An 18,693-nucleotide genomic window follows, 5' to 3' on the forward strand; every position below is an offset into this window, starting at 1 on the left:
ATGGAACAAGAACAAGCAAGTAAGGAACCACGAATGAGCGAAACACAGTTCTTCCTGAACCGACTCAACAGCGAACCGCATGCGCTCGCCTTCGCAGGCCAGTCCACGCCGTGGACGAATGCGCTGGCGGATGCCATGGCCAATCCCGAAGTTGGCGAGGCACTGCGTGCGCATATGAGCAATGCGCAGCAGGTGTTGACGCCTGTCTCCGCCGATGTGTTGGCAACCACGGGACGTCCTGTGGATTTGTTTGGTTTTGAGGCAAATCCCGTTTCGTTGGGTGCGGCGGCGGACGCTCCTGCTTCGGTACCAGGCATTGCCTTAGCGCAACTCGGCGCACTGTTGGATGCCGAACAGCTGGGCTATGCTGTTGCGTCGGCTCATCCCGTGGCATTGCTGGGCCATTCGCAGGGCATTCTTGCCGTGCACATGACGCAGGCCGTCGAAGAGGCTGGCTCGTTTGCCGCGGCCGGCGAAGCCATCGATCGCATTCTGGCGTTGGCCACGCTGATTGGTGTGGCCGGCACTCGTCAGGCTCGTGCGCTGGGATTGAACGCCCGCTTCGGCGAGGCGACGCCGATGCTGAGCGTCAAGGGCGCGACGCTGCGTCAGATCGAGGCATTGATCGCCCGCGTAAACAACCCCCACGGTCCGATTTCCATCGCAGTGACCAACAGCGACAATCATATGGTGTTGTCCGGCTACCCGCAGGATTTGGCGTCGTTCGCCGTGGAAGTCGGCAAGGAGCATGTCAAGCAGCAGAAGTTGCGCGATGAAAAGATTCGCGGCGGCCGTGTGTTCGACCCCGTGCTGGAATATTTGGACGTGACGCTGCCCTTCCACAGCCCGCTGATGCAGGAAGCCGTGGAACAGACGGTTGCGTGGGCCACCGCATGCGGTTTGGACGCCGACCATGCGCGCCAGCTCGCCGACGAAGTGCTCGTCAACCATGTTGACTGGGCCGGGCGCGTGCGCAGCATGCTCGCCGACGAAGTGCTCGTCAACCATGTTGACTGGGCCGGGCGCGTGCGCAGCATGCTCGCCGGCAGCGATGCAAGCGCCCTGTGGGTGATGAACTTCGGCCCCGGCCTCACTGTCGGCAAGTTGCTGTCCGCCGTGGCGCAGGGCACCGGTCTGGGTGTGGTGGAAGCCTCCACCGCGGCCGATCGCACCGCATTGTCCACCATGGATACGTTGCCCGAACGTCTGCAAGATTGGTCGCGTTTCGCCCCCCGCGTCGTGCACACGGCTGCCGGCGACAAGGTACTCACCGCCTTCAGCAAGCTCACCGGCAAGGCGCCGGTGCTACTGGCCGGCATGACGCCTACCACCGTGGAGCCCGACATCGTCGCGGCAGCCGCAAACGCCGGATATTGGGCCGAACTTGCAGGAGGCGGCCAGGTTACCGCCGAAGTGTTCGACAAGCATGTGGCCCTGCTCGAAGAGCAATTGGAAGAAGGCCGCACCGTCGAATTCAACGCCATGTTCATGGACCGCTACCTGTGGAACCTGCAATTCGGTTCGCAGCGCATCGTCCCCAAGAAGCGTGCCAGCGGCACCCCCATCGACGGCGTGGTCGTGTCCGCAGGCATCCCCGAATTGGACGAAGCGGTGCAGTTGGTGCGCTCGCTGAACGCCGATGGTTTCCCGTACGTGTGCTTCAAACCCGGTACGATCGATCAGATTCGCCAGGTCGTGCGCATCGCGCAGGCGGTTGAACCGGCGAATATCATTGTCGAGGTTGAGGGTGGCGCTGCTGGCGGCCATCATTCGTGGGAATCCTTGGATGATTTGCTGCTGAGCACGTATGCGCTGATGCGCGAGCAGTCGAATCTGGTAGTGGTTGCCGGCGGCGGTATCGGCACTCCCGAACGCGGTGCCGACTACATCACCGGCGAATGGGCGAAGGCCTATGGCATGCCGCTGATGCCGGTGGACGGTGTGCTGGTGGGTACGGCCGTGATGGCTGCCAAGGAAGCGCATACCAGCCCTGAAGTCAAGCGCATGTTGGTTGAGACTCCCGGTATTGCCGCGGATGCGCAGGATGACGATCCGTTCGCGCCGATTGGCGAGCAGTGGGTGCCGTCCGGCGAGGCCAAGGGTGGCGTGACTTCAGGTTTGAGCCATTTGCACGCGGATATTTACGAGTTGGAGAATTCCTCGGCGGCTTGCGGTCGTCTGTTGGTGCGTGTGATGAAGCATCCGGAGGAGTTGGAGTCGCGTCGTGAGGAGATCATTGCGGCGCTGAATGCTACCTCCAAGCCGTATTTCGGTGACTTGGCAAGCATGACCTATCGTCAGTGGGCGCAGCGTTTCGCAGAGTTGTCGTTCCCGTGGGCGGATGACACGTATGCGGATCGTTTCCTGCACTTGCTGCAGCGCATCGAAGCCCGTGTTCGCGAGCAGGAGTGCGGCGAGTTTGCGTCGCTGTTCGCCGATCGTCAGGCGGTGCAGGACGATCCGATGGGTGCCATCGCCACGTTGGCACAGGCCTATCCGCAGGTTGATACGCTGACGGTAGTGCCGATGGATGTGGCGTGGTTCCCGGTGTTGGTGCGCGAGTACCCCAAGCCGATGCCGTTTGTGCCGGTCATCGACCATGATTTGCTGCGTTGGTGGGGACAGGACCAGCTGTGGCAGTCGGAAGACGCTCGATACAGCGCGGATTCCGTGCGTATTATTCCGGGGCCGATTTCGGTGGCGGGCATCACTACAGTGGATGAGCCAGTGGCTGATATTCTGGGCCGTTTCGAGCAGGCGATGGTTGAGCGCGTCGGCGCGGATGATCGCAGCGAAACGGTGTTCGCCCAGCTGGGCGCGGTTGCCGACGCCGAGGCGTTTATCCGTCGCAGCCCGAACATTTCGTGGGTGGGTCACACCATGGCCAACCCGGCGTATGGCACGCAGCAGGGCGATGCCGCTTACGAGATCGTCAAGATCGGCGAGCGCGATGGCGCCGAACTGTTTGATGTGGATATTCATCTCGATACGTATTGGGATGGTGACGTCGATGGTGGTGCGTCCAAGCATGCCGTGCGCGACATTGTGATTCCGTTGGTGGTCAACGGCAAGGAATCCGGCTTGTATCCGGTGGTTGACCGCGAGCGCCTGCCGCAGCATGTGTATCGTATGCTGGCGGCTACGGCCGGTATTGGCAATACGGCGATTACTGGCGATGAGCTGACGGCGATGCCGGTGGTGGAGCCTGATGCGGATACGGATCGTTATCCGTTTGGCAAGGCGCATGCCGGGTATACGCTGTCGGCCAATCTGGGCTTTGACCATGAGGCGGCCACCGGTGGTGCGCTGCCGCATAGCCTGATGGCTTCTCGTATCGCTCCGGATGCGTTGGTTGGTCCGGCGTGGCCTGCGATTTATGCGGCGTTGGGTTCGGTGTATGTTGACGGCTTCCCGGTGATTGAGGGCTTGCTGAATGCCGTGCATTTGGATCATCTCATTGCGTTGGAGGTGAGCGAGGACGAGCTGCTATCGCATACTGGCGAGCGCATTGCGTTGACGAGCTGGGCGGAGCAGTATCGTGAGTCCGCGTCGGGTCGTGTGGTCACGATTCATGTGGAGCATACCGCGCAGGATGGCACGGTGTTGGCGCATGAAACGGAGCGTTTCGCCATTCGTGGCCGCGCGTATAGCGATGAATTGCCGACCGAGGCGCCTGATTATGGCAATTGGCTGGCGTATCAGGGCGATGGCGTTGACTTGGCGGATACACCGCGCCGTTTGCTGCGTCGTGTGACGGTGACCGCGCCGCATGAGATGACGGCGTTTGCGCGTACTTCTGGTGATTTCAATCCAATTCACACGTCGCATCGTGGTGCGGCGGTGAGTGGTTTGGTCGCTCCGCTGGTGCATGGCATGTGGCTGTCGGCGACGGCGCAGCATGCGGTGCAGGCTACGGATGAGGCGGGCGCTCATTATGAGATTGCCGGCTGGACGTACAACATGTACGGCATGGTGCAATTGGACGATAAGGTGGAGATTTCCGTGGAGCGTGTCGGCCGTGTGCGTCACGGCGGCATGACGTTGGAGGTTACCAGCCGTATCGATGGGCAGATTGTGTCGCGTGGCACTGCGGTGGTGCGCGCGCCGAAGAGTGCGTTTGTCTACCCCGGCCAGGGCATTCAGCAGCAGGGTATGGTGTTGGATGAGCGCAGCAAGTCGGCGGCGGCCCGCAGTGTGTGGGAGCGTGCCGATAAGGTGACGCGCGAGCGTTTGGGCTTCTCGATTCTTGCCGTGGTGCGTGACAATCCCAAGGAGCTGACCGCACATGGTGTGACGTATCGTCATCCGGAGGGCTTGCTGAACCTTACTCAGTTCACGCAGGTGGCGTTGGCGACGGTGGCGTTTGCGCAGACCGCGCGGTTGCGTGAGAGCGGCAATGATATGTGGCCGGCGTATTTCGCGGGTCATTCGTTGGGTGAATACAATGCGCTGAGCTCGTTCGCGGATGTCATTCCGTTGGAGACGGTGGTGGAGCTGGTGTTCCATCGTGGTTCGACCATGCATCATCTTATTGATCGTGACGCGCAGGGCCGTTCCAACTATCGCATGGGCGCGTTGCGTCCGAACCAGTTCGGCATGGGTGACGCCCAAGTCAAGGAATATATTGCCGAAGTGTCGCGCACGAGCGGTGAGTTCCTGGAGATTGTGAACTACAACCTTGCCGGCCAGCAGTATGCGGTGGCGGGCACGATTGCCGGTTTGAAGGCGTTGCAGACGGATGCGTCCCGCCGTGCCGCCGAATATGGTGGCAAGCCGCCGTTCATGATGGTGCCGGGTATTGACGTGCCGTTCCATTCGTCGGTGCTGCGCAAGGGCGTGCCGGAGTTCCGCGACAAGTTGGATGCGCTGCTGCCGCAGACCATTGATTATCGTGGTCGTTTGGTTGGCCGTTATATTCCGAACTTGGTCGCGGCGCCGTTCGAGATGACCCGCGAGTTTGCGGCGAGAATCCTGGAAGTGGTGCCGTCGGAGCGCATTGAGCGCGCGCTGGCCGATGAGTCGGTGTGGCGGTCCTACGCGCAGGACGATCAGAAGTTGGGCCGTTTGCTGCTCACGGAGCTGCTGTCTTGGCAGTTCGCGTCTCCGGTGCGTTGGATCGAAACGCAGGCGCTGCTCTTTACGGAGGAAGCCAAGGGCGGTCTTGGCGTCGAGCAGTATGTCGAGGTCGGTTTGGGCAATGCGCCGACGTTGGCGAACTTGGGCGCCAAGACGCTGCAGTTGCCGGACTTCTCGAACCGCACGGTGACGGTGTATAACGTCGGCCGTGACGAGGGTCGCATTTACATGACCGACACTGATTCGTTGGTGCCGCAGGATGAGGACGAGGAGGTGAGCGAAGCGCCGGCAGTAGAGTCCGCGCCCGCTGCCGCTCTGGCTGCTGCGACTGAAGCCGCGGCTGTTGCCCCTGCTGCCCCCGCAGTTCCTGCCGCAGGTGGTGTCGAGCGTCCGGCGGATATCGACTTCCGCGCCAGCGACGCCATCGGCATGCTGTTGGCGTACTCGGCGAAGGTGCGCCCCGATCAGATCGGTGACAACGACACCACTGATACGCTGACCAATGGTGTGTCGTCTCGTCGTAACCAGCTGCTGATGGATATCAGCTCCGAGTTGGGCGTGGCTAGCGTGGACGGTGCCGCAGAGGCGAGCATCGGCGCGCTCAGCGCATTGGTGAACAAGGTCGCGCCGAATTACAAAGCGTTTGGCGCGGTGCTGTCCGATATCGTTCGTGACCGTATGCGTGCCATGTTCGGTGCTTCCGGTGTCAAGCTCGCCGGGGTGGAGAAGCGCGTGGCCGAAACCTGGCAGTTGGGCGCGGGCTGGATCAGCCATGTCGTGGCGGCGTTGGTGTTGGAAACCCGCGAGGGTGCCAGCTCGCGTGGCGGTGATTTGGCAAGCCTGAGCACTACCGCCGCATCCAATGCGGCTGCGGCCAATGAGCTCATCGATGCTGCGGTGCGTCATGTGGCGGCTGCCCGCGGTATTGCGGTGGCCATGCCGTCCGCTGGTGGCGCTGCTGGTGGCGCGATGGTGGATTCCGCCGCGCTGCAGGCTTTCGCCGAGCAGGTGACCGGTGAGCAGGGAGTGCTCGCGGCAACCGCGCGCTTCGTGCTGGATCAGCTGGGCGTGCGTGCTCCCGCGGCCGAGACGCAAGAGGACGAGAACGCCGCGGTGGTGGCGGCCGTGCAGGCCGAGCTGGGTGCGGATTGGCCTCAGCAGGTGACTCCGCGTTTCGACGAGGACAAGGCCATCTTGTTCGATGACCGTTGGGCGTCGGCTCGTGAGGATATGGCTCGTGCGTTCTATGACGGCGAATCGCAGGTGCTGGACGGCAATTATCGGGGTGCCGGCCAGGCGGTGGCCGAGCAGGCCGCATGGTTTGCCCAGCGTGCCCGTCATGCGGGCGACGAGGCGTTGGCGCAGCGCTACGAGCAAGTGGCGCAGCAGGCGGTGACCCCGACGGCGGATGACGAAGCGTCGTCGCGCTTCGCCGGTGACATCGCCGTGGTCACTGGTGTGGCGCCGAACTCAATCGCCGCGCAAGTGGTGTGCGGTTTGCTGGCTGGCGGCGCTACGGTTGTGGCCACCTCGCACAGCTTCAAGCCGTCGGTGAAGGCATGGGCGAAGCAGGCTTACCGCGAGCATGCGGTGGGCGACGCCAAGCTGTGGTTGGTGCCGGCGAACCTGTCGAGCTACCGTGACGTGGATGCGTTGGTGGCGTGGATCGGCGGCGTGGTCAAGAAGACCAGCGGTGCCACCACCACCATCATCAAGGAATCGTATGAGCCGACGCTGTTCTTCCCGTTTGCCGCGCCGCCGGTTCGTGGCACGCTGGCCGACTCCGGCGAGCTGTTTGAATCGCAGGCTCGTCTGATGCTGTGGGGAGTGGAACGCGCGATTGCCGGTTTGGCGGCCATCGGTGCCGACACCCACGTGGAGCATAAACTGCATGTGGTGCTGCCGGGTTCGCCGAACCGCGGTATCTTCGGCGGCGACGGTGCGTATGGCGAGGTCAAGAGCGCCTTTGATGCCATCGTGAACCGTGCCCGTGCCGAACGGGTCTGGGCCGACCGGGTGACGTTCGCGCATCCGCGTATCGGTTGGGTTCGTGGCACCGGTTTGATGGGCGGCAACGATCCGCTGGTGTCCGTGGTCGAGCGTCAGGGCCTGACCACGTACTCCACCGAAGAAATCGCCGTGAAGCTGCTGGATTTGTGCTCGGCGCAGTCGCGTGCCGAGGCTGCGGTCAAGGCGCTGGACGTCGATTTGACCGGTGGCTTGGGCAATGATCCGATCGACATCAAGGCGTTGCGTGCGCAGGCGATGGCGGAAGCGCAGGCCGAAGAGGAGCGTCGCGCCGATGAAACCACCACGATGCCGGCGGTGCGGACCATGGTCAAGGCGCTGCCGACGCCGCATGTGCCCGCGCAGCCGAAGGTTGACTTGGAGGATTGGACCGCGGTCAGCGCCCGTCCGGAAGAGGAAATCGTTATTGTGTCGGTGGGCGAGCTGAGCCCGTGGGGTTCGGGACGCACGCGTTTCGAAGCCGAGCTGGGCATTCACCACGACGGCACGGTGAATCTGTCCGCAGGCGCGGTGCTGGAACTCGCTTGGAACATGGGCTTGCTTGCTTGGCAGGATAGCCCCAAGCCCGGCTGGTATGACGTGGAAGGCAACCTGGTGCCCGAAGAGGATATCGCTGAGCGTTACCATGACGAAGTCGTGGCTCGCTGCGGCATCCGACCCTTCGACGATGGCATGGGCGGCGACTACCGCGATGGCACCGACGAAGAGGAAACGGAAGTGTTCCTCGAGCATGATGTGACGTTTACGGTGCCCAGCCAGGCGATTGCCGAAGGCTATGTGCAGCTGGATGCCGACCATACGAGCATCGCTCCCGATCCGGAAAGCGGCGAATGGCAGGTGACGCGCCGCGCCGGTTCCATGGTGCGCGTGCCGCGTCGTGCCACCATGACCCGCACGGTGGGAGGCCAGTTCCCGACCGGTTTCGATCCGCTTAAGTGGGGTATCCCCGCGTCGATGGTCGGTGACGTCGATCCAATCGCACTGTGGAACATCGTGACCACGGTGGATGCGTACCTGTCCGCAGGCTTCACGCCCACCGAAATGCTGCAGGCGGTACATCCGTCCATGGTGGCCAGCACGCAAGGCACGGGCTTCGGCGGCATGCGATCCATGCGCAAGCTCTACCTGGATCGTTTCCTCAACCATGAGATTCCGACCGATATTCTGCAGGAAGCGTTGCCGAACGTGGTGGCGGCGCATGTCATGCAGTCCTATATCGGTGGCTATGGCAACATGATCCAGCCGGTGTCCGCCTGCGCTACCGCCGCCGTCTCCCTGGAGGAAGGCTGCGACAAGATCGCGCTGGGCAAGGCCGACTTCGTGGTCACCGGCGCCATCGACGACATTGGCGTGGAATCGGTGATCGGCTTCGGCAACATGAACGCCACGGCCAACTCCGCCGAGATGTACGCCAAGGGTATCGACGCGCGCTTCTTCTCGCGTGCCAACGATCGTCGCCGCGGTGGATTCGTCGAATCGCAGGGCGGCGGCACCATCCTGCTGACGCGCGGTGACATCGCGTTGCGCATGGGTCTGCCGGTGGCCGGTGTGGTTGGCTTCATCCACTCCTATGCAGATGGCGCGCACACCTCGATTCCGGCTCCGGGGCTTGGCGCGTTGGCGGCTGCCCGTGGTGGCAAGGATTCGCGTCTGGTGCGCGATCTGGCCAAGCTGGGTGTGACGCCGGACGACATCGCCGTGGTGTCCAAGCACGATACCTCCACCAATGCGAACGATCCCAACGAGTCCGAACTGCACAACACCGTGGCTCATGCCATTGGCCGCAGCGAGGGCAACCCGTTGTTCGTTATTTCGCAAAAGACCCTGACCGGCCACGCGAAGGGCGGCGCCTGCATCTTCCAGATCAACGGCCTGACCCAGCTGTTCGGCTCGGGCGTGGTACCGGCGAATGCGTCGCTCGATTGCGTCGATCCCAAGCTCAAGCGTGACGACCATATGGTGTGGCTGACCAAGCCGCTGCATGTGGGCACGGTCAAAGCTGGTTTGGCAACTTCCTTGGGCTTCGGCCATGTCAGTGGTTTCGCCGCCATCGTGCATCCGGGCGCCTTCGAAGCGGCCGTGGCGCACACGCAAGGCGTGCGAGCCTTGCAGGAGTGGCGCGAGCGTGCCAACGAGCGCCTTGCCGCAGGACAGCGCCGACTGGAAGAAGGCATGATGGGCCGTCAGCCGCTGTACGAGGCGATTGACAACCGTCGATTCCATGAAGATGGGCGCGGCTACAACGCTCACGATGTGGAGAAGGCCATGCTGCTTGATCCGCAGGCCCGCCTTGGCGCAGAAGGGTACTTCGAAGCATGAGCGTGCTTGCCATAGGACATGACGTGGTGGACGTCGCTGCGTTTGCCGAACAGCTTGCCGCCCCTGGCTCGCGTATGGAACAGTTGTTTTCCCTGCGCGAGCGCCGGCAGGCGGCGGCGTTGGCGCATGCCAAGCATGATGCGCGCGACGTTCACCTGTCCGCCAAATGGGCAGGCAAGGAATCGGTGGTCAAAGCATGGTGCGCCGCCGTTGGGCAAGATGACTATCCGTATACCATGGAAGGGTTCCCCTGGGATGGTGTAGAGATTATCGATGATGGTCGAGGCCGTCCCCAAGTGGTGCTGCGCAATGATGTACAGGCGGCGTTGAACGCATCCGTATCGGTGTCGATCCGACCAGGTTCGACACCAGTGCTGCGGTGGCATATTTCCCTAAGCCATGACGGGCCGGTGGCCTCAGCCATGGTGATATTGGAACGCTAAGAAACGTAAATGCCATACACACGTCGCCTATGACCATGGTGCCGCCAGCGATATGCTGGCGGCACCATTGCGTATGTGTGACAGGGCAGCCAACGCGGTCTCCATCGGCCTACGCCGGCCTACACCGTGGTCAGCAGACCGCCGAACATCACAATCAGCAGCGCAACCACTTCAATCGCATAAAACAGCAACATGGACGCCCAACTGCGTGTCAGCACATTAAGCTTGCAATCCTTACGGATCGTCACCAGCAATCCAACGAACACCACGGCATACACGGCCACTGCCAAACCGGCGGCAATAATACCGAGATTCGCGGCGTTGGCTAATCCGGCATGCTCGCCATACACCACGTAGGTGGAATACCAAAAATCAGTCTTCAACAGGCACAAACCGGCGATGCCCTGTTCGGCAGCCAGCCCCAGCACAAACATCACGCGCCACGCCCAATTGTGCGCTTCGACAATCATCAAGCCCAAGCCGCTTAACGCAATAACCGTTACCGCCCAGGATACCAGCACCACGCCGCGTGGTTCTAACATCGACACATGCGTCACCAGCCACTGCGTATGTTTGGCCGCAGCAAACCTGCCAAGCCAGTACGGTGCGATAATGGCGGCCAATATGGTCAAGCCATACAGCGCGCGCACTATCGGGCGCGAACGGCGGCGGGCGATGTCCGGCAATGACAGCGAAGCATCCTCGGCCGAAACATTCGTCCCGAGCGGCGACTGGTCACACTGCTTATCCATTGCAAACCCCTGTGTTATTCGTTTGTTGTTTCTACCCGTACCGGTGACTACTACCATACGCTTATGTGTGGGAATGGGAGGTCATCGCCGGAGATGATGCTGTGGAAACCGTGAATCGTTCAAGCGCATGATATGGTTCCTCGGGCATATGCGGTACGCTATGGAGAGTTTAAGGGAGGACACATGGCTACCAGCATGGCTTCGTCGCGTGCCAAACAATCCGGCGGCACCTCATCGGGGAAACGTTCACGCAAACGGCATCCGGTGCTGCGGCTCATCTGCGGCATATGCACGCTTATCGCTTTAGTTTCGGCATTGGTGCGCATTATGCCTGCGCAGATTCAACAACTGCCGTACCTACCCGTGATCGCTTCGGCCACACCATGGTTCATAATCGTTGCCGCTATCGCCGTATTGGCGGGATTGGTGTCGCGTCGATGGGTCAACGTCCTGTTGTCGCTGCTGTGCATTATCGCCAACATATGGTGGCAGTATCCATTTTTCGCACAAGGCACCGCATTGGACGGTCGTGCTTCCGCGGCGGTTTCGGCCGTGCAACCCGATACCACCGATCGCTATGCGCGGGTCATGACGTTCAATGTGTACAAAGGCCACGCCGACGCACGCAGCATCGTGGAAAAAGTACGCGATGAACGCGTGGAGGTGTTGGCATTGCAGGAAACCACTCCCACATTTGTTGAAAAACTCAAACAAGCGGGTATCGACGAATATCTACCATATTCCAAAGTCGTATCTTCGGATCGGCATTATGGCAATGGTTTATGGTCGGCAACACCTCTGCAGGAGGTAGCCACTGACGAAGTGCATTCTATCGCATCTTTCATGCCGGGAGCCACCATTATGTTCGACGGCGGTCGCAAACCTGTGCGCTTCGTATCCGTCCACACCATCTCACCCTCTCCGGGCCGTTGGGATCGTTGGAGTACCTCCGTCAACGACCTGTCAACATTGCGCAACCGCAATGACTACACCTACGTATTGATGGGCGATTTCAATGCCACCATGGATCACACGGTGTTTCGCAATATGTTGGGAGACCGATTCCAGGATGCAGCCTACCTTTCCGGCCACGGGTTCACGTTCACGTGGCCGTTGGACCGCGCTTGGCTTCCGGCATTCTGCGACCTCGATCACATCATCGTGGACCAAGGTATGACCGCCGGGCAGGTGGAGGTTGACAAACTGCCCGGCTCCGATCATGCGGCGCTATTGGCCACCATTGATGTCGGTGCTTGATGCTGGCTGGGCTGGTTGTGTGATGTCCTCATATAACGCGGCCAACCGTTGTTCGCGGCATGCACGGTTCTTCAACTCGCATTCCCACACCACGATGACACGCCATCCAGCCTGCCTCAACTGCTCATGTTGCACGCGGTCGCGCTCGCGGTTGCGGGTAAGCTTCGCCGTCCAAAACTCCACGTTGGATTTTGGCATCCGATATTTGGGACAGCCTTCGTGACTATGCCAAAAGCAGCCGTTGATGAACACGACGGTATGCCATTTGGGCAGCACGATGTCGGGGCGTCCTGGATAACGCTTGTCGTTTTTGCGAAACCGCAGCCCGCGTGCGAATAAATATCGCCTGGTCAACACTTCGATGGAGGTGTCGCTGCCGTGGATACGCGACATGATGTAGCTGCGTGTGCCCCGCTCATACGGTGAGGACTCGTGTTGCTTGGCGGAAATGTTCATCGCCTCCATTATGCCAAGATACGTGGCTGGTGGCCCAGCTTGGCGGTGTGTGGCGTTGCTGGTGTGACAGGTGTGTACAATGGTGCATTGCTGCCCGGGTAGCTCAGTGGATAGAGCACCGCTCTCCTAAAGCGGGTGTCGCGCGTTCGAATCGCGTCTCGGGCACTGGAATACAGTTGTGCGGCGGCCGGATGGGTTGTGCCATGCGTTGGTTTGCGTCATGGCGACATAAGGGATGGTCCCGAGCGTCGCGATATTCCTATTACACTGGAGTGCAGTTATACCAATGCCGCTGGCGTAAAGGAGGGTATGGCAATGACTGCTATGACGTGTGGAACAGTGAGCGCGGTGACGTTGGGGCTGCCTCCTTCGGTGGCGGTCGCACAGGAGCGTGGCGCACTGCCGAAGGCGGCATTTGTGGGGAAAGCGCCGGTGTCGGCCAAGTTAAAGCAACGTTTGGTGAATGACATAGCGAGCATTGCGTTTCTGGCGCTGATGCGCGATACCAACACGGGAGTGCAGCCGGGGATTCGTGTACCAGAGATTCTGGTGATGGGCTTGCGACTTGCCTCGGGAAACGTCGAGGTGCCGACGGCGGTCATCGATCATATTGCCGCACAGCGTAGGTCGGCCATGCTGTTTGTGTGCGTGCGCGATAAGGAGGATGGCGAGACGGGCGCGGTGCGGCAGGAGTATGCGCTTGCCGTGCGCCGTGCGTTGCCGGGGCGTGCCGGACATATTCCTACGTATATGGTGTATGTGGGATCGTGGAGGTCGGCCGAAGAGGCAGCGTTGCGCGTGCTGGGCGACACCTTGGATGAGGTGTGGGATGCGTTGACCGCGCAGGCGATTCTGGGACAGGATCATGTGTCTGATATCGACGCGGCGATTGCCCGCCGTGCCCGCATGGCGCAATTGGAAGCCGACATCGACAAACTCACCCGCGACCATGCCCGGGCCAAGCAGCCGCAGCAGCGCAATGAGGTTTTTGCCAAACTGCACAAAGCCAAGGCTGAATTGGAGGCATTGAGCAAGCTGTCACAGTCGTGAGTTGAGCGATATCCGCGTGTTTGGACGTATATAGCGAAGTCCCGTCTTGGCGTGTGTCAAGACGGGACTTCGCTATATGCCGGTTGCCGGAGAGGCGCGCGTCAGATATTAGTCAAGATTCGACTGCGTGCCTGCAGTATTGGCGGTGGCGGCCTGCTCGGCTGCGGCGGCATCTAGTTTCGCACGCACGTCGTTGAGCAGGGCTTGCGCACGGCGTGCCAGCGCTTCGCCGATTTCCCACTGGCGCATGGACTGGTCCAGGTTCAGCCCGCCGGCTTCCAGCGCTTGCACGGCTTGAATGAGTCGGTCGCGCGCCTCCTCGTAAGGCAGGTTGTTGATTTCCTCGCGCTCGCTGTCGGTGAGGCTGGAGGCGGTGGAGTTCGTAGTGTCGGTCATGGACGTTCCTTTGGTTGTGTTCCAGTTGATGGTCTTGAAAGTTGGGGCCTGTGACAGTCCGCCCTGTTACTGCGCCTGTGCCACGATGTTGCCGCGTTTGAGCGTGACCGTAAGTATATCGCCGGCCGTCACGGTGTCGGCATCATCCACAACATGCCCGTCATTGCGTTGCACGATGGCGTATCCGCGGTCCAAGGTGGATTGCGGGCTGAGCGCGGTAAGGGACGCGTGGGTTTTTTCCACGGTGAGGCATGCGTCATCGAGGATACGTGTCAATCCGTGGCGCAGACGCTGTACGGCATCGTCCACAAATCGTTGGTGCGGTTCGAGCATCGTGTGCGGCTGCGTCAGGCTTGGCCTAGTGGCATATCCTGAGATAAGCCGTTCCTCATTGCTCACGCGCGCTTCGATGCGGTTGCGCATGGTGTATTGCGCGTTGGCGATCAGCTGCCATTGCTCGCGAATGTCGGGCACGACTTTTTTGGCGGCATCGGTGGGGGTTGAGGCTCGTAAGTCCGCTGCCAGGTCGATGAGAGTCCAATCGTCTTCGTGTCCGATGGCCGAGATGATGGGGGTGACGCACTCTGCCGTAGCGCGAACCACGCCTTCGTCGGAGAATCCGATGAGATCTTCGAAGCTACCGCCGCCGCGTGCCACGATGATGACGTCCACGTCCGGGTCAGCGTCGAGCTTGCGGATGGCGGCGATGATGTCAGAGGGACATTGCGCGCCTTGCACGTGTGCGTGCACCACAGTGAATTCAGTGACCGGCCAGCGCAGACGCACATTGGTGATGACGTCGCCTTCGGCGCGGGCTTGCGGTGCGCAGATCAGACCGATGCGGTGGGGGAATTCCGGCAGTGGCACTTTGCGGTCTTCGTCGAATAGTCCCTCGCCTTTCAGGCGTTTGCGCAGTTCGTCGATATATTCCTTGAGTCCTCCAGAGCCGACGCGTCGGATGTCGTCGGCGACGAAGCTCAGGCGTGTGGCCTTCATCCACAGGTCTGGTCGGCCGTGGATGACTACGCGGTCGCCTTGACGAAAATCACGGGCTTTGGCAACGAATTGGCTGAAACCCATCACGGACAGGGAGATTTCTTCGACGTTGTCGCGCAGGGTGATGTAGCCGGAGGAGGCGCGTCGCATGTTGATTTCGACGATTTGGCCTTCGACCCACGCACCGGGCCATTTAGCGACGGCGTTGTGGAATTTTTGGCTCAACACGCTGACGGGCCAGGGGCGTTCGGCGGTGGTGTCCATCGCTCGAGCGGGCAGTGGCTGGGGTGCTGTGGCGGGCTGGGGAGCCTCGCTGCGTGCCATGTCAAACGTCATGGTTCTAGGGTTGTGCATCGAATGGACAAGCTTGTCGCGCAAGTGCTGTTGATGGCTGATGGGGTGCGTGATCGTCGGGTGTGTTGAGGTCTGTGGCGTGCGATCAGCGGTCGCCGCGAGGGTGTGGAAACGTGTTGCAGAGGTATGGTTGTGATGTGTGATGCACAACGCGCCGATGTGGTGTCGATTTTTATATCAGTTTTGGCGGAGTTTCGCCATATTCACTATATCTAGGTGAAAAATATCGATGGAAGCACTATATCTCGTTGTGTAGTGGGTGTACAGTCGTAAGCACCACACAACTTACCGTCGTGTAATTTGGCTCGCCGATTATGGTTGCGGTCAGTGTTGGCGGGTTGGTGGCGCATTGGATAGGAAAGGATGATGATGGACACTCAGGTGCTGGCCGCGCAGACCGCGGATACGGTGTTGGTGGAGAAGCGTGATGGTCGTGTGGTTGATTTTGATGCGGTGAACATCATCAACGCGGTGAAGTCCGCGTTTAAGGACTTGGATAAGAACGTCGGCCCCGAAGAAGAACTGATGATTCGTGATTTGGCGAATCAGGTTGAAGGTGAGATCAAGAATCGTTACAATGGCCCGGCGAAAATCGAGGACATTCAGAACTTGGTGGAGCACGCGCTCATTGAGTCGCATTTGTATGAGGTGGCGCGCAATTACACGACGTACCGTCTGAACAAGGACATCGAGCGTGCCAAGGCGACGGATATCAATGAAGCGGTGAGCCGTTTGGTGAATCGTGACGAGTCGCTGGTGCGTGAGAACGCCAATAAGGATTCCAACGTATACGCTACGCAGCGTGACTTGTTGGCGGGCGCGGTGTCCAAGGCTTCGGCGTTTTCCATGCTGCCGGATGCGGTGTCCAATGCCCATATGAAGGGCGATATCCACTTCCATGACGCCGATTATTCGCCGTTTACCTCCATGAACAATTGCTCCCTGCCCGACTTCGGCGACATGCTGCGCCATGGGTTTGCACTGGGCAACGCCATGATGGATTCGCCGAAGTCCATTGGCACGGCATCGACGCAGATTACGCAGATCATCAAGGATATTGCAGGCGCACAGTACGGCGGCCAGACGGTCAATCGCGCTGATGAAATGTTGGAACCGTATGCCAAGCGTGATTACGACAAGAATCTGAAGATGGCTCACGCCATGATTCCGGATTCGACCCCGGTGTCGGTTGCCGAGGATATGGTGCGCGGGCTGAAGATGCAGGAGCCGGATTGGCTGCATTTCGAGAACCGTGAGCCGCTGCCCGATGATGAGGCCTTCGATACCGATTTGCCGGAGCTGGAGCAGCTGCGCGAGGTGTATGCGAAGATCATGACCCGCAAGGCGATTTACGATGCGATGCAGACCATGGAGTATCAGATTAACTCCAACCGTGTGTCCAATGGTCAGACGCCGTTTGTGACGGTTGGTTTTGGTTTGGGCACGTCGTGGTTCGCTCGTGAGATTCAGCGTGCGATTCTGCTCAACCGTATTCGCGGTTTAGGCAAGGATCGTCACACGGCGATCTTCCCGAAGCTGGTGTTTACCGTCAAGCATGGCGTGAACGCCGATCCTGGGGACCCGAATTACGATCTCAAGCAACTGGCGTTGGAGTCCGCCACCAAGCGCATGTACCCCGATGTGGTGTTCTATGAGAACATCGTCAAGATTACGGGCAGCTTCAAGGCGCCGATGGGTTGCCGTTCCTTCCTGCAGGGCTGGATTGATCCCAAGACCGGCGAAGATGTGGAAGACGGCCGCATGAATCTTGGCGTGGTGACGGTGAATGTGCCGCGTATCGCGTTGGAGTCGCACGGCGACGTGGACCGTTTCTGGAAGCTGTTCAACGAGCGTATGGAAGTGGCGCATCAAGCGTTGCAGTTCCGCATCATGCGCTGCAAGCAGGCGACGCCGGTGAATGCGCCGACCTTGTTCCGTTACGGAGCGTTCGGTCGTTTGGGGGCCAATGAAAGCGTTGACCAGTTGTTCCGTAATGAACGGGCGACGGTGTCGTTGGGATACATCGGTTTGTATGAGACGACCGCGGTGTTCTTCGGCAAGGATTGGATGCGTGACCATGGCTGGGATCCGCAGGGCAAGGAGTTTGCGTTGTCGGTGGTGCGTCGCATGAACGAACTGTGCAAGCAGTGGAGCGCCGCCGAAGGCTATCACTATTCGGTATATTCCACGCCTGCCGAATCATTGACCGATCGCTTCAACCGCATGGATCGCGCGAAATTCGGTGAAATCGCAGGCGTTACCGACCATGATTTCTATACCAATTCCTTCCACTATCCCGTGTGGCTGCAGCCCACGCCGATGGAGAAGCTCAACTATGAGAAGGACTTCCCGTACTATGCGTCGGGCGGCTTCATCAACTATTGCGAGTTCCCGTGTCTGCAGGACAACCCCAAGGCGTTGGAATCGGTGTGGGATTATGCATACAACATCGGTATCGGATATTTGGGGACGAATACGCCCATTGACCATTGCTTCGTGTGCGGTTTCCAGGGTGATTTCGAGCCTACCGAAGAGGGCTTCAAGTGCCCAGAGTGTGGCAATGCCGATCCAGACAAGTGCAATGTCACCAAGCGCACTTGTGGTTATTTGGGCAACCCGGTGCAGCGTCCGATGGTGCACGGGCGCCATGAGGAGATCGCCCATCGCGTCAAGCATATGAGCGGCGAGACCGGACATGTGACGTTGGGGGATGGCACGACGCGCGAATGGTTTGAGGAAACCAAGTAGCGCTCGATTGGTGATGCACCAGGCGTAACGGGGCGAACGTGATTTGGCGTTGCGCCCCGTTATGCTACGGGTGTATGGATACTGGGGGTGATGATGGCGAATGAGGAGCGGGCGCAGTGCACGCATCATGATTTTGCCGCCGGTGAGGAGGGGCGCGGCCCTTTCGTGCCATGTGTCGGTACTAATAATCCGAAGGCCGGGCAGTGGGATGGGCGGCGAATGAGCCGCAATATTGTGGCGGATTACAAGCGTTTTGTCATGACAGATGGCGAAGGGATTCGTTGCTCGTTGTATGTGGCGGGTTGTCCGTTTCGTTGCGAGGGTTGTTATAACGCGTCTATTTGGGACTTTCGGGCTGGCCGTCCCTATGATGAGCGCTTGGAGTCGCAAATCATGGAGGATCTGGCGCAAAGCTACGTGCAGGGTATGACGCTGCTTGGCGGCGAGCCGCTGCTGAATACGCCGATGCTGATTCCCTTGGTGCGTCGTATTCGTGAGCGGTTTGGCGATACCAAAGATATATGGTGCTGGACGGGCTACACTTGGGAGGAGCTGATGCGGCCTGGGGAGACGCCGGATAAGCGTGAGTTGTTGTCGCTTATCGATGTGTTGGTGGATGGCCGGTATATCAAATCGTTGCATGATTCGCTATTGCAGTTCAGAGGTAGTTCCAATCAGCGCATTTTGGATGTGCCGCGTTCGCTGGAGCAGGGTGAGCCGGTGTTGTGGGCGAAACTGCATGACCAAGAACGGTTCATCCCGTCGATATATGGCAAGGATCGTGCCACTGGTGAAGGCAATGCGAGCTAGGGTTTGCG

Annotated in this window: 10 protein-coding genes and 1 tRNA gene; 7 read left to right on the forward strand and 4 right to left on the reverse strand. The window is 60.1% G+C overall.

All coding sequences use genetic code 11. The features are described 5' to 3' along the window. Positions 1–33 precede the first annotated feature (33 nt). Both AC1AWK_RS07375 and AC1AWK_RS07380 read left to right on the forward strand, forming a co-directional pair. Positions 34–9,423: a fatty acid synthase subunit beta domain-containing protein gene (locus AC1AWK_RS07375; RefSeq protein ID WP_476569413.1), complete on the forward strand. Its 9,390-nt coding sequence runs from the start codon at positions 34–36 to the stop codon at positions 9,421–9,423. After that, positions 9,420–9,866 (forward strand): holo-ACP synthase, encoded by a 447-nt coding sequence (locus AC1AWK_RS07380; RefSeq protein WP_476569415.1) that lies wholly within the window; start codon positions 9,420–9,422, stop codon positions 9,864–9,866. Before AC1AWK_RS07375 ends, AC1AWK_RS07380 begins: the two co-directional genes overlap by 4 nt. Before the next feature lie 119 nt (positions 9,867–9,985). Here AC1AWK_RS07380 and AC1AWK_RS07385 read toward each other — a convergent pair whose 3' ends face one another. Beyond that, positions 9,986–10,618: a hypothetical protein gene (locus tag AC1AWK_RS07385; RefSeq protein WP_476569417.1), complete on the reverse strand. Its 633-nt coding sequence runs from the start codon at positions 10,616–10,618 to the stop codon at positions 9,986–9,988. 183 nt (positions 10,619–10,801) lie between these two features. Between AC1AWK_RS07385 and AC1AWK_RS07390 the strand changes: the two genes are divergently transcribed. Further along, on the forward strand, positions 10,802–11,875 hold the full coding sequence (locus tag AC1AWK_RS07390; RefSeq protein ID WP_476569419.1) for an endonuclease/exonuclease/phosphatase family protein: 1,074 nt from the start codon (positions 10,802–10,804) through the stop codon (positions 11,873–11,875). Here the strand turns inward: AC1AWK_RS07390 and AC1AWK_RS07395 are convergent. After that, positions 11,846–12,340 carry a very short patch repair endonuclease gene (locus AC1AWK_RS07395; RefSeq protein ID WP_476569421.1) on the reverse strand — a complete coding sequence of 165 codons (495 nt, stop codon included), beginning with the start codon at positions 12,338–12,340 and terminating at the stop codon, positions 11,846–11,848. The genes AC1AWK_RS07390 and AC1AWK_RS07395 overlap by 30 nt on opposite strands. Before the next feature lie 83 nt (positions 12,341–12,423). On the opposite strand from AC1AWK_RS07395, the gene AC1AWK_RS07400 reads away from it, so the two are divergent. Both AC1AWK_RS07400 and AC1AWK_RS07405 read left to right on the forward strand, forming a co-directional pair. Next, positions 12,424–12,496 (forward strand) — tRNA-Arg (locus AC1AWK_RS07400). A 150-nt stretch (positions 12,497–12,646) separates the two neighbouring features. Beyond that, a complete protein-coding gene (locus tag AC1AWK_RS07405) occupies positions 12,647–13,381 on the forward strand; it encodes a DUF4391 domain-containing protein (RefSeq protein WP_476569423.1) in 735 nt (244 codons plus the stop codon). Between the two features lie 108 nt (positions 13,382–13,489). On the opposite strand, the gene AC1AWK_RS07410 is transcribed toward AC1AWK_RS07405, so the two are convergent. Then, the gene (locus AC1AWK_RS07410; protein WP_476569425.1) at positions 13,490–13,777 is read right to left on the reverse strand and encodes an exodeoxyribonuclease VII small subunit; all 288 of its coding nucleotides are present in this window, start codon (positions 13,775–13,777) and stop codon (positions 13,490–13,492) included. 66 nt (positions 13,778–13,843) lie between these two features. After that, positions 13,844–15,109, reverse strand: a complete 1,266-nt coding sequence (gene xseA / locus AC1AWK_RS07415) for an exodeoxyribonuclease VII large subunit (RefSeq protein ID WP_476569427.1) — start codon at positions 15,107–15,109, stop codon at positions 13,844–13,846. Positions 15,110–15,496: 387 nt separating this feature from the next. Here xseA and nrdD point away from each other — a divergent pair, with 387 nt between their 5' ends. Together nrdD and nrdG are read left to right on the forward strand one after the other, a co-directional pair. Beyond that, positions 15,497–17,875 (forward strand): anaerobic ribonucleoside-triphosphate reductase, encoded by a 2,379-nt coding sequence (gene nrdD / locus AC1AWK_RS07420; protein WP_476569704.1) that lies wholly within the window; start codon positions 15,497–15,499, stop codon positions 17,873–17,875. A gap of 93 nt (positions 17,876–17,968) precedes the next feature. After that, a complete protein-coding gene (gene nrdG / locus AC1AWK_RS07425; protein WP_476569706.1) occupies positions 17,969–18,685 on the forward strand; it encodes an anaerobic ribonucleoside-triphosphate reductase activating protein in 717 nt (238 codons plus the stop codon). Positions 18,686–18,693: the final 8 nt, after the last annotated feature.

The organism is Bifidobacterium sp. LH_491 (assembly GCF_056356495.1).